The organism is Roseibium litorale (genome assembly GCF_014842915.1).
In the GTDB taxonomy this organism is placed as follows: Bacteria; Pseudomonadota; Alphaproteobacteria; order Rhizobiales; family Stappiaceae; genus Roseibium; species Roseibium litorale.
This window is the reverse complement of record NZ_JACYXI010000020.1, coordinates 36,829-51,823: the sequence shown is the minus strand read 5'-3', so window position 1 is coordinate 51,823 and position 14,995 is coordinate 36,829. Positions and strand designations below refer to the sequence as shown.

Annotated in this window: 12 protein-coding genes; 6 read left to right on the top strand and 6 right to left on the bottom strand. The window is 58.1% G+C overall.

Translation table 11 applies throughout. The features are described 5' to 3' along the window. Positions 1-490 precede the first annotated feature (490 nt). Entirely contained in the window at positions 491-820 is a 330-nt protein-coding gene (locus tag IG616_RS21410; RefSeq protein WP_192150751.1) for a hypothetical protein, read from the bottom strand. A 288-nt stretch (positions 821-1,108) separates the two neighbouring features. Between IG616_RS21410 and IG616_RS21405 the strand changes: the two genes are divergently transcribed. From IG616_RS21405 to IG616_RS21395, 3 genes are all read left to right on the top strand, one after another. Continuing rightward, a complete protein-coding gene (locus IG616_RS21405) occupies positions 1,109-2,206 on the top strand; it encodes a carboxynorspermidine decarboxylase (protein WP_192150749.1) in 1,098 nt (365 codons plus the stop codon). Positions 2,207-2,284: 78 nt separating this feature from the next. Further along, positions 2,285-3,523: a saccharopine dehydrogenase family protein gene (locus IG616_RS21400; RefSeq protein WP_192150746.1), complete on the top strand. Its 1,239-nt coding sequence runs from the start codon at positions 2,285-2,287 to the stop codon at positions 3,521-3,523. 160 nt (positions 3,524-3,683) lie between these two features. Then, complete coding sequence (locus tag IG616_RS21395) at positions 3,684-5,072, top strand: mechanosensitive ion channel domain-containing protein (RefSeq protein ID WP_192150744.1); 1,389 nt, start codon at positions 3,684-3,686, stop codon at positions 5,070-5,072. A 45-nt stretch (positions 5,073-5,117) separates the two neighbouring features. Here IG616_RS21395 and IG616_RS21390 read toward each other — a convergent pair whose 3' ends face one another. Then, the gene (locus tag IG616_RS21390; RefSeq protein WP_209007954.1) at positions 5,118-6,083 is read right to left on the bottom strand and encodes a mechanosensitive ion channel family protein; all 966 of its coding nucleotides are present in this window, start codon (positions 6,081-6,083) and stop codon (positions 5,118-5,120) included. Positions 6,084-6,247: 164 nt separating this feature from the next. Here IG616_RS21390 and IG616_RS21385 point away from each other — a divergent pair, with 164 nt between their 5' ends. Further along, a complete protein-coding gene (locus IG616_RS21385; RefSeq protein WP_192150742.1) occupies positions 6,248-7,261 on the top strand; it encodes a 2-hydroxyacid dehydrogenase in 1,014 nt (337 codons plus the stop codon). A gap of 435 nt (positions 7,262-7,696) precedes the next feature. Beyond that, on the top strand, positions 7,697-8,878 hold the full coding sequence (locus tag IG616_RS21380) for an EAL domain-containing protein (protein ID WP_192150740.1): 1,182 nt from the start codon (positions 7,697-7,699) through the stop codon (positions 8,876-8,878). Positions 8,879-8,885: 7 nt separating this feature from the next. On the opposite strand, the gene IG616_RS21375 is transcribed toward IG616_RS21380, so the two are convergent. From IG616_RS21375 to IG616_RS21360, 4 genes are all read right to left on the bottom strand, one after another. After that, on the bottom strand, positions 8,886-10,778 hold the full coding sequence (locus tag IG616_RS21375) for an ABC-F family ATP-binding cassette domain-containing protein (protein ID WP_192150738.1): 1,893 nt from the start codon (positions 10,776-10,778) through the stop codon (positions 8,886-8,888). 104 nt (positions 10,779-10,882) lie between these two features. After that, complete coding sequence (locus IG616_RS21370; RefSeq protein WP_192150736.1) at positions 10,883-12,316, bottom strand: DUF2254 domain-containing protein; 1,434 nt, start codon at positions 12,314-12,316, stop codon at positions 10,883-10,885. Positions 12,317-12,403: 87 nt separating this feature from the next. Then, on the bottom strand, positions 12,404-13,126 hold the full coding sequence (locus IG616_RS21365; protein WP_246476354.1) for a DUF4344 domain-containing metallopeptidase: 723 nt from the start codon (positions 13,124-13,126) through the stop codon (positions 12,404-12,406). 407 nt (positions 13,127-13,533) lie between these two features. Next, complete coding sequence (locus IG616_RS21360; protein WP_192150732.1) at positions 13,534-14,073, bottom strand: DinB family protein; 540 nt, start codon at positions 14,071-14,073, stop codon at positions 13,534-13,536. Positions 14,074-14,513: 440 nt separating this feature from the next. Between IG616_RS21360 and ndk the strand changes: the two genes are divergently transcribed. After that, the gene (gene ndk / locus IG616_RS21355) at positions 14,514-14,936 is read left to right on the top strand and encodes a nucleoside-diphosphate kinase (protein WP_192150730.1); all 423 of its coding nucleotides are present in this window, start codon (positions 14,514-14,516) and stop codon (positions 14,934-14,936) included. Positions 14,937-14,995 lie beyond the last annotated feature (59 nt).

The following is a 14,995-nucleotide window of genomic DNA, read 5'->3' as shown; positions in this document are numbered from 1 at the left end:
CGGCAGGGAGCCATGATGACTGCGGGTGAAAACCCGATCCCCGCACGGTCGCCTGCCACTGCTCTCCCGGCAGTTTAGGGGCCGGGAGAGCACCCCATCATAACATCGGCAAGAACAAACAATCCCCGACTTGATCGGGGATCCAATGCAGATCTCCGCAGGACGACGGCCGCAGAAGTTTCGAGGAACGCTCTCCAAACGAATAACAGCCTTCTGGACGCTGCTTGAATGTGGATTGGATCCCGCGTCAAGCGCGGGATGACGCCGAGGGGATGAGAGTCTTGACCGGTCTTCCGACCATAACCTCAGCTTGGGAAAGGTCACTGCGTGGATGCCAAGGTCAAGCCATGGCAGGACGGAGGAGAGGGGGGGGGAGAACAAAGCGCATTCAGCGGTTGCTGCGTGTCTGCCGCTCACCCGGCATTCACCTCTCCGTATTCGTTTCCCCATGGCTTGACCATGGGGTCCATGCCGTGACCTCGCCGTATCTCTAGCCCGGCACGGCGGGGATCTCCCGTCTCAGGTCCGGTTCGTTGTGAACGAAGGTGATCTGCAGGCTGGCGGATTGTTCGCTGGTTTCGGCCGGATCTGTCTTGAGACTGGCGGGCAGATCGACAGGGACGCCGTTTCCGGACAGTGTTCCGGCGAGGTCCGCAAAGCGTCCGCGCGGAAGGGTCAGCCGGATGGTGCTCATAATGTTGGAATACATCTGCACATCGTCAATCCAGCCGCCAAGACCCGCCACCGTGTCGAAAATCAGCCGGTTCACCTCATGACGGTTCCGGCGGGTGATGGACTGGATCTGGACGAGGCGTCGCATGGGAAACTCCGGCAGGTCCGCGAAGACTGCGCCGTCCGGCGCATCAGGGCAAGAGGCAAGGGGTAGGGGGTGGATCTGTAAATCTGGCGGAATAAGAGGAGAACTGCTTTGTCTGCCTCTGCGCAGGTCAGAAACACGTGTGTTTCCTCTGCCGCCTTCGCATTCCTGTCATGCGCCGTCTTGATAAATCGCCTCAAAACCTATGTTCCCCATTGTGGTAAGGGGGGAAAACAGGTAATCGGCCCCCCTTGGCTGGTTCCCACTCATTGGCGTTCGGAAGGGCTGGAGATGATCCCCACTCCCTATTATCTCATCGACAAGGCGCGGCTGCTGCCGAATATGGAAAAGATCGCGTGGCTGCGCGAGAATTCCGGTGCCAAGTCCCTTTTGGCGCTGAAGTGCTTTGCCTCCTGGTCCGTGTTCGATTTCATGAGCCAGTACATGGACGGGACGACCTCGTCTTCCCTGTTCGAGGTGAAGCTTGGCCGGGAAAAGTTTCCGGGCGAAACCCATGCCTATTCCGTGGCTTACGCGGATGACGAGATCGATGAGGTGATTGCCTCCTCAGACAAGATCCTCTTCAACACCATCGGCCAGCTGACCCGGTTTGAGAGCCAGTCTGCGGGCCATGTGCGGGGATTGCGCGTCAATCCGGGCGTCTCCACCTCAAGCTTCGACCTTGCTGACCCGGCGCGGCCCTTCTCGCGTCTTGGCGAACATGATCCGGAAAAGATTGCCGGGGTTGCGGATCTCGTCTCGGGCTTTATGTTCCACAACAACTGCGAGAACGCGGATTTCGACCGGTTCGACGGCATGCTTGGCCATATCGAGCAGCGCTTCGGTCATCTGATCCGTGAGATGAAATGGATCAGCCTGGGCGGCGGCATTCATTTCACCGGCGAAGGCTATCCGCTGGAGAAGCTGGCCGAGCGACTGAAGCGCTTTGCGGGAGAAAACGAGGTTCAGGTCTATCTGGAGCCGGGAGAAGCAGCGATCACCAAGTCGACGACGCTGGAAGTGACCGTGCTCGACACCCTCTACAACGGCAAGAAACTGGCGATCGTCGACAGCTCGATTGAGGCACATATGCTGGACCTCCTGATCTACCGGGAGACAGCCAAGATGGAGCCCAATGCCGGACCCGAAGAATGGATGATCTGCGGCAAATCGTGCCTGGCAGGCGACATCTTCGGAGAGTTCCGGTTTGAGCAGCCGCTGAAGGCTGGTGACCGCCTGTCCATGCAGGATGCGGCCGGTTACACGATGGTGAAGAAGAACTGGTTCAACGGCGTCAAGATGCCGGCCATTGCGGTGAAGGAACTGGACGGCACGGTGAATGTCGCCCGCAGCTTCTCCTATGACGATTTCGTGACAGCTCTCTCCTGAGCTGACGCGGGGAGGCCCTGCCATGTCCCGGCAGGGCAAATGGAAGACCCTTTGGACCTAAGGAGGACTATGGGCGAAATGAAACGCAACATACTCATCATCGGCGCCGGTGGCGTAGCGCAGGTTGTCGCGCATAAATGTGCGCAGAACAACGACCTGCTCGGCGACATTCACATTGCTTCGCGGACAAAGGCGAAGTGCGAGCGGATTATCGAAAGCATCCGCGGGAAAGGCAGCCTGAAGGTAGAAGGCGTTCTGGAAGCCCATGCCCTTGACGCGATGGACACGGCGGCGGTGGCCGCGCTCATCCGGCAGACCGGTGCCCAGATCGTCATCAACGTCGGCTCCGCCTTCGTGAACATGTACGTGCTGGATGCCTGCCTGGAAACGGGTGCCGCCTATATGGATACGGCGATCCATGAGGATCCGGCCAAGATCTGCGAAACCCCGCCGTGGTACGCAAACTACGAGTGGAAGCGCCGGGACGCTTGCACGGAGAAGGGCGTGACCGCGATCCTCGGCGTCGGCTTTGACCCCGGCGTGGTCAACGCCTATGCCAAGCTGGCCATCGACGACTACGTCAAGGAGCCGGAGTCCATCGACATCGTGGACATCAATGCGGGCTCACATGGCCGCTGGTTCTCCACCAACTTCGACCCGGAAATCAACTTCCGCGAATTCACCGGCACGGTCTATTCCTGGCAGCAGGGCGCCTGGCAGTCGAACAAGATGTTCGAGGTTGGCAAAGAGTGGGATCTTCCGGTCGTTGGCACCCAGAAGGCTTATCTGACCGGCCACGATGAAGTGCATTCGCTGTCCGCCAATTATCCGCAGGCGGACGTCCGCTTCTGGATGGGCTTTGGCGATCACTACATCAATGTCTTCACGGTGCTGAACAACCTTGGCCTTCTGTCCGAAAAGCCGGTCAAGACCGCCGAAGGCCTGGAAGTCGTGCCGCTGAAGGTGGTCAAGGCGGTTCTGCCGGACCCGTCCTCTCTGGCGCCTGATTATGAGGGCAAGACCTGCATCGGCACGCTGGTGAAGGGCAAGACAGACGGCAAGGATGCGGAAGTCTTCATCTTCAACGTGGCTGACCACAAGGACGCCTATAATGAAGTCGGCTCCCAGGGCATCAGCTACACCGCCGGTGTTCCGCCGGTTGCAGCCGCAATGCTGATCGCGGACGGCACCTGGGATGTGGGCACGATGAAGAACGTCGAGGAGCTGGATCCCAAGCCGTTCCTGTCGATCCTCAACCGCATCGGCCTGCCGACGGAAATCAAGGACGCCAACGGAATCCGGCCTTTCGAGGGCTGAACCTGAGCCGAGAACCGATAAGAAAGCCCCGGCGCAAGCCGGGGTTTTTTGTTTTCGCCCATCGATGCGCCACAAACTGGTATTTTGAGCCTTCGCCCTTGATGTTTCGGAAGAAGGGGAAACCTTATCGGAGATACCGGAGTTTGAAGGGGCAGGAAACGTGAAACAAAATTGGCGCGGCCTTGCCGCAGGGCTGTTTTTCTGCCTGACCCTTTCAGTCTTTTCTTTTGCAGGTGGAGCACTGGCCCAAACCCCTAACGCGCAACCCGCTATAGCGGCAGACGGCGAAGGTGTGTCCGACAGGGCCATTCAGACCAGGCTTGAAAAGATCTTCAAGGAACTGGAGGGGCTTCAGGACGTTTCTGCCTCCGTGCGCTCCGGTGTGGTGACCCTGCGTGGTGTGGTCAATGATGGGCCAGCGGTGAAGCGGGCAGAGCAGCTGGCAATCCGCGTGGATGGTGTCGTGGCTGTCACCAACGAGCTGACCGAAGAAACGTCGGTCTCAGAGCGGCTGGTGCCGGTTTATGAGAGGCTTCAGAACCGCCTTTTGCAGGCCGTTAGCTATCTGCCGCTCCTGCTTGTCGCCCTTTTCTTCTGGGGACTGGTCGGTTTTGCGGGCTATGTCGTCGCGGGCCGCGAATGGCCATGGTCCAGGCTCGCGCCAAACGCCTTTATCGCCGATCTGATGCGGCAGTTTGTCCGGATCCTGTTCATCGTAGTCGGAGCGGTTCTGGCTCTGGATATTCTGGGCGCGACGGCACTTCTCGGCACCTTGCTGGGGGCGGCGGGGATTGTCGGCCTGGCCGTCGGCTTCGCCGTCCGGGACACCGTTGAGAACTATATTGCCAGTATTCTTCTCAGCATCCGCCAGCCTTTCCGGCCGAAGGACTTCATCAAGATCGGCGAGTTTGATGGCTTTGTGATCAGTCTCACATCACGGGCAACGATCCTGATGGAGGCCGATGGCAACCACATTCGCATTCCCAACGCGACCGTCTTCAAGAGCACGATCATCAACTACTCCACCAATCCGCACCGCCGGTTCAGCTTTGAGCTCGGTGTGGACCCGGACAGTGATCTGGCCGATGCCTTGCAAATCGGTCTGGATACTCTGTCGGCTCAGCCCTTCATTCTGGATGATCCGGAGGCAGATGCCTGGATTGGTGAACTTGGAGATTCCAATGTCCTTTTGGTATTCGCCGGTTGGATCGATCAGCGCGAGACCGATCTTTTGAAGGCGCGGTCAGAAGCGATCCGCCTGGTCAAAGGGGCACTCGAAGCCGGGGGCATTGCTCTGCCGGAGCCTGTCTACCGGTTGCGGTTTGATCCGGCGGGTGCGGGGGAAGGCGCAAGCGCAGCCCTTCGCGATCAGCTGCCTCCCCGGAAAGAAACCCCAAGCCGCCCGCAGCGTCCGCTGCGCAGTGCGGACAAGGCTCAGGACACAACGGCTGACAGGGACGTGGAAAAGAAAGTTGAGCAGGAGCGCAATGCGACCGGCGCGGAAGATCTTCTGGACGAGAAGGTGCCTGATGAGCTGGGCCGCAGGTGAGGGGCTGCCAACTCTACACCATCCCGCTGGCTTAGAGGCTGAATCTTACTCGTCCGATGAGCTTGCAGTTTTCTGATCTTGTTTCCTTTCCTCGCCATCTTCCCCTGCTGCCATATCCCAGACTGGCAGCGGCTCCTTGAAGGTGAGCGTTCTGTAAGGGAAAGGAATTTCGATCCCGGCACTATCCAGAGCGATCTTGATCGCACTGACGGCTTCGTCACGGGACCGGTGCTCGGAGCTCGGCGTGCTGTTGGTCCACCAGCGGACAAGAAAGTCGATCGAGGAAGAATTGAACTCCCGCGCAAAGACATCCGGCGCCTTCGATTTGTCACGTGTCTTCAGATCCTCGACGGCGTTGGAAATCACCTCGCGGGCCCTGTCGACATCCTCCCCATAAGCCACCCCTACAACCAGTGAAATCCGGCGTAAATGCCGGTCGGTCAGAACCTTCAGCGGATTCTTGTAGAGGAAGCTGTTGGGAACCAGCACAAGTTCGCCTGAGCGTTTCCGGATGAAGGTGTCCCGTATGTTGATGGCTTCCACCTGACCGGAAATACTCTCGCATTCGATGTCATCGCCAATCCGCATGGGCTTACGGATGAGGATCAGAAAACCGGCAAGAAAGTTCTCAAAAATATCCTTGAACGCAAGCCCGACGGCAATGGAGCCGATGCCCAGGCCGGTGAGCAGTTTGGTTGGTGTGAGGTTCGGGAAGATCAGCGTCGCCGCGATCAGAAGCCCGAAGGTCCAGATTCCGATGCGGATCAATTTTGTCAGGGCAACGGTTAGGGAAGGCCGCATATGCGATCTTCGGAACACCAATTTCATCAACCGCCCGAAAAAGTGAGAGGCGGCCCATATCAGCAGGATCAGAAGAACGGCTGCGATCAGGTTCGGCGTCAGGGCGATCAGACTTGCGATCAGGCCGGTCAGCTGGGAGGTGAGAATGCTAAGCGGCTGGATATTGAGATCCATGTCGGTTCCCCGGCTGCCTGACTGAGGGTCATCCATTGGCGGGCGCCTGTCGGCGATGTCCGCGAATACTTCAGAAAACCAACGTCCCAGCGCCGGGATGGTTCCACAAGTGGGGTGGCCCGACCTTTGCAGTTGTAACTGCGGGCTCGGGCTTTTAGCTTGAAGGAAACCTCTCCAAGTTGTTGTCTGGAAAGCTTTTCATGACCGATCTGTTCCGCGTCGATGTCTTCAGCGCAAAACCCTATGACCGCCACTTTCTTCAAGAAGCCTGCAAGGCGGCAGGAGCGGAGATCGGGTTTGTGTTCCACGACATGCACCTGACGGCGGACAGTGTGAAACTGGCCGAAGGAGCGGGGGCGGTTTGTGCTTTCGTCAATGATGATCTGTCTGCCCCGGTTCTGGAGGCTCTGGACACTATGGGTGTCAAGCTGGTTGCACTTCGCTCTGCCGGCTTTAACAATGTGGATCTGGAGGCCGCCGCCGGATTGGGGGTCAGCATATGCCGTGTGCCGGCCTACTCGCCTCACGCTGTCGCCGAGCACGCTGTCGCCCTGATGCTGACGCTGAACCGCAAGACACACCGGGCCTATAACCGGGTACGGGAAGGCAACTTCGCCCTGGATGGCCTGATGGGTTTCGACTTTCACGGCAAGACCGTCGGCATCGTCGGAACAGGTCTCATCGGCCAGATCCTGACCGGGATCCTGACCGGCTTCGGCTGCAAGGTGATCGCAAGCGATCCGGCCGAGAACCCGGCCTGCATCGCCATGGGAGCGCGCTACGTATCCTTTGACGATCTGATCGCTGAGGCCGATATCATCTCCCTGCAATGTCCGCTCACGCCGCAAACCCGCCACCTGATCAATGCCGATGCCGTTTCCCGCATGAAGCCGGGCGTGATGCTGATCAATACGTCCCGCGGGGCGGTGATCGAAACTGCGGCTGTGATCGAGGGTCTGAAGAGTAGCCGCATTGGGTCGCTCGGACTGGACGTCTATGAAGAGGAAAGCGAACTCTTTTTCGAGGATTTGTCCAACACTATCATTCCCGACGATCTCTTTGCCCGTCTCCTGACATTTCCGAATGTGCTGATCACCGGTCATCAGGGGTTCTTCACGCGGGAAGCTCTCGCCGCCATCGCCGGAACAACGGTTGCCAATATCGCAAGCTACAGATCCACGGGTAGGGCCAGGCATCCGGTGGAGGTGGGGTGATACATCTTGCCGGTGCGGTCTGACCTGAGCAATGAACCTGATATCTTCCTTGGCTTGCACTGGCTGATCAGGTGCTGGATTGAAGCATACTTTGTTGAAAATAATTCACTTATTGTCATTTTTATAAAAGTAATGTTGAGTTGTTATTGGGTAATATTTTAATGTTATGTCTTGACGTTGATAAATGCGTATTGAGCAGCAGAATGGTTTTTTTCAATTGTGACAAGTTTTAAAACTCTTAAAGGACTCTTCCGGCCGGACGAGCTCTCCGGCTGGACGGCATCTGGCGTGCAGAACTCCCGCGCGAAGAACTTGATGCTTTTCGGCGGTTTCGTCAGTACCGCAGCCAGTTCCCTATGGAGCGTGTATTATGCAAGCCAAGGTCAGTGGGGCCTGTTGGTGATTTGCGTTGTCACGGCTTTAGCAGGCTTGTTTGTGCTCTTGCTGACCTTCCGCAACTACACCCGTCTGGCGGGGATCTTCATGGCTCACGTGCTGATCGTGACGATTACTGCATCGTCCTTGGCCGATATTCCCGCAGATGGCGTTCCCCGCTCCATTCACATGTATATGTTGCCGTTTTCTGCTGCGGTTTTCTTTCTGTTCAACCGCGAAGGGATCTATCTCAGAATCATATTGCCATTGACGTCAGCTCTCATATTTTTGGCGTTCTCGATCGACATACCTCTGCTCCGCCAGTTTGATTTTATTGGCACGTCCGCTTTCGGCGTTCCGGGAGTCTGGGTCAACAATATTACGGCGTTGAGCGTGACGGCTGTCGTCGCTGTTTTGATGCAGGCGAATATCAATGCCCGACGAACCCTTGAGGCAGACATGCGCCGTGCGGTTGCGCGGGGCGAGTTTGAGCTTCACTTTCAGCCCCAGGCTGGCCGTGATGGACAGGTTCTGGGCTTCGAGGCGCTGTTGCGCTGGAAACATTCCTCCCGAGGCGGCATCTCGCCAAAAGAGTTCATCCCTCTTGCAGAGGAAACGGGACTTATCATTCCGATCGGCGACTGGGTTTTGCGCATGGCGTGCGCCCAGCTGGTGCAATGGAGCAGATCTCCGCAGACGGCGGACCTGACCCTGGCGGTCAATGTGAGCGCCGTTCAGTTCCGGCAACCGGACTTCGTCGAGCACGTCAAGGCAATCGTCCGGTTGAGCGGGGCTGAGGCCGGCGGGCTGAAGCTGGAACTGACAGAAAGCGCTTTGGCGGAAGATCCGGACGTGGTGCTGGAGCGCATGCAGGCCCTGCGGGACTTTGGCATTAAATGGTCTCTGGACGATTTCGGCACGGGCTACTCATCTCTCAGCTCGCTCAAACGTTTCCCTTTTGATCAGATCAAGATCGATCAATCCTTTATCCGGGACCTGCTGTCGGACGGACGCAATATGGCGATCGTCGATACGATCATCCGTCTGGCACGCAGCCTCAATCTTACGATCATCGCGGAAGGCGTCGAAACGGAGGCGCAGCTGAAGGCACTGGATGAGGCGGGTTGTGCCTACTATCAGGGCTATCTGTTCGGAAAGCCGATGCCCCTTGGCGAACTGGGAGCGCTGATTTCCAGAAAGCCGGGGGTGGCGGGCGTGGCGCTCCCCGCGGCACCCATTTGAAAGCGCCTCAGCTCGCGCTCTCATATTCGGCGGAGAGCTCCAGCCATTCCTCTTCAGTCTTGTTAAGCTTCTTTTCGCAGAAGGCACGTTCCTTGGCGAATTTCGCAGCGCGGGCCGGGTCGGCGATATAGAAACCCGGATCGGCGAGTTCCTGGTCGATCATCTCCAGCTTTTTCTGCAGCCGGGCGATTTCCTTCTCGGCGTCCTCGATGCGCTTGCGCAGGGGCTTCAGCTCCGTGCGCTTGACGGCAGCTTCCTTGCGCTTTTCGGTCGGTTTGACCGGAGCCTTTTCCTGAGGCTTGGCCTCTTCGCTGGCCCTGGACTTCTTCTTCGCGTCCGGCCCTTTCAGGATCAGGTCGCGGTAATCGTCCATGTCGCCGTCATAGGCCGAGACGCCGCCATTGCCAACGAGCCAGAGCTGATCCGCGCAGGCCTCGACCAGATGCCGGTCGTGGCTGATCAGGATCACGGCGCCCTGATATTCATTCAGAGCCATCACCAGCGCCTCGCGGCTGTCGATGTCCAGGTGGTTCGTCGGCTCATCGAGGATGATCAGGTTCGGGCCGTCAAACGTGGCAAGACCAAGAAGCAATCTCGCCTTCTCGCCACCGGAGAGGTCCTTGGCCGGGGTCATCATCTTTTCCGTCGGCAGACCGAAACGGGCGACGCGGGCACGCACCTGCGCTTCCGAGGAGGTTGGCATTAAGGTGCGCACGTGGTCGATGGCGTTCTCCGCCGGGCGCAGCTCGTCCATCTGATGCTGGGCGAAAAAGGCGATATTGAGCTTCGTTGCCTTGGTGATCTCGCCGCCCATGGCATCCAGACGGTTGGATAGAAGCTTGGCAAAGGTCGACTTGCCGTTGCCGTTGGCACCCAGAAGCGCGATCCGGTCATCCGGCTGCACATTGACGGTCAGGTTCCGCAGGATGGCCTTGCCATTGTAGCCGACAGACACGCCCTCAAGCTTGATGATGGGCGGCGCAAGACGGCCCTTGGGATCCGGAAAATGGATCGGCGTCGAGCTTTCCTCGGTCAGGGCGGCAATCGGCTGCAGCTTTTCCAGCATCTTAAGGCGGGACTGGGCCTGCCGGGCCTTGGAGGCCTTGGCGCGGAACCGGTCAACGAAAGCCTGCATGTGCTTGCGCTGCACGTCCTGCTTTTCCTTGGCCTTCTGCTGCAGAATCATGGTCTCGCGGCGCTGACGGTCGAAACTGTCATAGCCGCCCCGGTAGAAGGTCAGCTTGCCCTGATCCAGATGCACGATGCTGTCCACGGCCTTGTTCAGAAGGTCGCGGTCGTGGGAGATCAGCAGCACTTGGTGCGGATAGCGGGCGACATAGGTCTCCAGCCACATGGTGCCTTCAAGGTCCAGGTAGTTGGTCGGCTCGTCGAGGAGCAGCAGATCCGGCTCGGAGAAAAGCACAGCGGCCAGTGCCACGCGCATGCGCCAGCCGCCGGAAAAGGCGGAGCAGGGGCGCTGCTGGGCTTCCGCATCAAAACCGAGACCGGACAGGATCGCGCCGGCGCGCGCTTCCGCCGTGTGGCTGTTGATGTCAGCAAGGCGCATGTGGATCTCGCTGATGCGCTGGGGATCCTTTGCGGTCTCCGCCTCTGCCAGAAGCGCGGTGCGCTCCGTGTCGGCCGCCAGAACCACTTCCATCAGCGTCTGTTCGGTGCCCGGTGCCTCTTGAGCCACCTGTCCGATCCGCGACTGCTTGGGGATCTGGACGGTTCCGCTTTCGGGCGCAAGATCTCCGGTGATGATCTTGAAGAGGGTCGATTTGCCCGTGCCGTTCCTGCCGACCAGGCCGGTCTTGGTGCGGGCGGGCAGGGTGACGCTGGCGTTCTCGATAAGGGTACGCCCGGCAATGCGGAAGGTGAGGTCGGTAATCTGTAACATGGCCGAGGTTTTGAACGAGCCGCAGCGGTGATGCAAGCGGGAACATGGGCCTCGCGCCAAATGCGGCTGTTTTCCATCTCTGGCTTGGGTCCACACTCTAGATCCTAATTTTCCTCGTCGTCCTGATCTTTCTGCGGTTTCATCCGCACACCGGAGAGCTGGTTCTTCAGGTCATCGATATCAGTGTTGAGCGGATTGGTTTTTTCATAGGTCGCAATCACGTCCTCTGCATGGCAGGCTAGAAGATGGCGGACCCTGTCCGTGCGCGCGGCTGCATAAAGCCGCTGGATCATGCCGGCCAGATTCATCAGCATCAAATGGTTATCGGCAGCTGCCAGGCGCAGGGGCTGAAGCGATTTCTTGAGCAGCTCTTCCAGGGTCAGGCCTGGAATCCGAAGACGCGGACTGTCATTGCTGTCCAGATGAATGTTCTCGCGCAGGCCCTTTGCCACAGGCTCGCGCAGCACTTCGGAAAGGCGGTTGGTGCATGCTATAGCTGTAAAGGTGTCGTTCACGCCGGGGGAAAGGGCGCGAAGGGCAATTTCCAGAAGCAGATTGATGGCGAAGATGATGTCCTTCTCGCTGCCGCCCACAGTGTCCAGGTGGATCTTCTCGCGAATGGAGCGTTCGATCTTCTGGCGAGGGGATACTTCTTCCTCGGGGCTTTCCGCCGTCTCGTCGTCAGCATCCGTGGGAATGTCGTCGTCTTTCTCGTTCTCGGCGGATTTCGCGAGGGCACGTTTGGGCTTTTCATCCTCGCCAGTTTCGGCAAGGTCGCGATCTTGATAGCGGATCCTCAGGATATCACTGCCCTGGGTGACGAAGTTTGCCGGGGGAATGCAGAGTTCGACCAGAATGTCATGCTTTTGAGCGCAAGCGACAAGTTCCTGAACATCCGGCACGGAAATAAAACCCGTCTCCTCGGCCGTGATCACCACATCGAACTGCCTCTCATCCGGCCACTCACAATCATCAGAAGTCTTGTCAGAGCGCACGACGCGGGCCATCCGAGTCTTCAGCTCCGCGCCAATTTCGGCGATCTCCTGGTCAATCATCACGCTGACGGAGACCGAGTGGACAAAATAGATGAGCTGCAGCACCGAAATGGCCGCCAGCACGAAGGCGGCGCCGATGGAGTGATAGGGAACGAACTTCGGCCCGGTGCAGCTCAGGATCGTGAGGGAGAACAGGAAGGAGCCGCCGAGGAGCCCTGCGGTCATCTGGCTGACCCGGTCGTTGGTAAAGCGCTTCAACAGGCGTGGGGCGATGGTGCCTGCTGCCAGGGTGAAAACCACCAGCACGAGGGAATAGACAAGGCTGAGCGTCGTCATCGCCGCGGAGGCGATGGTGCTCAGGATCGATGTGGCTGTGTCGTAGGAGAGCCAGTCACTGAAGGGCGGAACACCGAACCAGGGCAGCAGTCCGAAATAGTCAATGCTGAGCGGAATGCCGCTGGAGGCCCAGATGACCAGGGCCACGGCGCCGGGAACGGTGATGAAGCCATGGTCCGAAAGGACCGGATTCAACAGTTTCTTCAATCTGGTCCGGTCCAAATGGCATCCTTCCACGCAAATATCCCGCGGCTGGAATCCCCATTCAAACACCAGCTCCCGTGGGACAACGCATCAGCGCTTCATTTGTTCCAGGTGATCTCTCGCAAACCGCAGGATCAGGTCGTAGCAAATGAGAAAGTCGCGGGTGCGCGGATCGAACGTGGCAGTCTCTTCTCCGCAGGCAGCCGCCCGCATGATCACCGGTGCCGGAAAGCGGTAGAAATCATCAAGCTTCCTGGCAGCCGTTTCCAGGACCTTGGCTTCCTTCAGCATGCCCATCAGAACTTCATCGCCCCGGGGCACCTTGTTGTAGCTGACAGCTATGCGCCTGACCTGATCGTTTTCCTGGCGCATATGGCTGGACAGGATCTGCCCCCAGACCGCCTTGGTTCTCTCAAAGTCACGGGTGCAGGCCTCGGTCCGGGCTTCGTCGATGAGATGTTCTTCCTGCAATGAGGTCAAGAACGCAGGGTTGCTGCCGACGATCAGGCAGACAATCCTGTCCACCCGTTTCGGATCGATGTTCTGGTGGTGGAAGTATTTGGGACGCTCGCTAGCAGGTAATCTGGCAATCGCCAGAACGCTTCTGAGCACCGGCACCCGGAGATCGCCAAGGGCACTATCGCTGATGTTAAGCAGATAGAGGGCCGAGAGCGCGTCAATTGTTGCGTTCAGTTCTCCCCGGACCGGCAGGCGCAGTTGAGAGATCAGCATCCGCCCCGACTGCTGGGCGATGACGAACAGAATACTGCCCGTTACGTCCTCAAACAGGCTTTCCCTTGCCTCTTCTGTCATGCTCAGCAAGGCCGAGTTCATATCGGTAGAGCCAGGGTTTGAGAGCTGCTTGTGCGCCTGCGCTTCCGGCACGCTCTGCAGAAAAAGGGAAAGAGCCAGGCAAATTGGCAGAAGGGGATGCACGGTCTTGAAGACCTGCGCGAAGCGTGGTCTGGCTTTATGCCCGGCAGGACATGCCGCGTGAAAACCGTCCAGCGTGGCCCTAAAGACCGTTTCCCAGGCGGTGTTTCCCCAGGGGATAGCAAGACGCGTCCAGTGAGGGCGGTCCAGAACGCCAAACCATTTCACGATGAGCAATTTTTGCTTGTCTCCGTGAGTTCCACCCGCTCTGGACAGACTACTTCTCTTTTGAGACAAGGAAAGAGGTTTTCCTGTTGCCACGGAACTGAGCCGCAGCAACTCAGTCCTTAGACGGCGGTCTTCCGCCTTTCAAGCACCTTTAGGGTGCCCCGGCCGGTCAGGTTCTGAAAGAGGTGAAGATCCAGATTCGTCACGGACATACCAGCCTGGGCGAGCAGGACCTGCACCTGTGACCGGTATTGGGTCTGCTGCTGGAACATGTGCAGCATGGTCATGCAGAGCGGCTGATGAAGATCTTCATGCGCTTCCGGGTCGTGCAGGGAAATGGTCTTTGACAGGCGGGACTCGGTTAGGGAATTTGCAAATTGGCAAAGCGTTTCATCAAGAGAAACGCGCTTTTCAATCATGTCTTCAATTGAATTCGCCGGTGAGCCCAATGCGAAGAAAGAGTTTTCCGGCTCCCCGGTGACGCGTGACAGCCACAGCCCATCGGTTTTCAGCCCGGAAACCAGCGTTGTGTGAATGGATCCAAGCGAAGGATGAACGTTCCGGAAATAGTCTTGATCGCTCACACAGGCGCAATCAGAAAGAAGCCGCTCGTTTGCCCATTTATTATGCTCACTCAGGATACAGATAAAAACTTTCAACACGGCTCTCCCGGAGATAAAAATTCCACGGTATTGAAATATCTTAAGAAAAAGTCATGCCTTGTTTACGTTGGCTACTGCAAAGGCAACGGGAAAGACTTTTCCTCAGGCTTGGCTTTTTTCACAATGCAGTTTTGCTCAGGACTGCAGAAATTGCGCTGGAAAAAATCTGGCAAGACCCGTTCCGCCTGGAAAACGGGACCAGGCAGGGCCGCTGGGCCAACTCCACGGGCTGCGGCCTGTTGTGCAGCGGGGTTTTGCCTTCGCGGCAATTGCAGCTGTGCAGGAAAGGGATTGCGCCACCGCGCAATCACAGCCGCCCCTTGCGGTTAGGGGCTGTCAAAGCTATAGGAGGCGCGAAATTCAGGCTGGTGTGGAGTTCTCCTTCGCCCGGCATTCATCCGGCCGGAAGGCCAAAGTTTGTAGAGAGATTGAGACCCATGGCGATCGAACGCACCTTTTCCATGATCAAGCCGGACGCAACCAAGCGCAACCTGACCGGCGCCATCACCAAGAAGCTCGAAGATGCGGGCCTGCGCGTCGTTGCTTCCAAGCGCGTTTGGATGTCCCTGCGTGAAGCTGAAGCTTTCTACGCGGTTCACAAGGACCGTCCGTTCTTTGGCGAACTGACCGAGTTCATGTCCTCCGGCCCGACCGTTGTTCAGGTTCTGGAAGGCGAAAACGCCATTGCCAAGAACCGTGAAGTCATGGGTGCAACCAACCCGGCCCAGGCTGACGAAGGCACCATCCGCAAGGAATTTGCTCTCTCCATCGGCGAAAACTCCGTTCACGGGTCCGATGCGCCGGAAACTGCTGCTGAAGAAATCGCTTTCTGGTTCTCCGGCGTTGAGCTGGTTGGCTAATAGCTTCCGCTAAATTCAGTTTAGTGAATATTCAAGACCGGGACCGGAAGGCCCCGGTC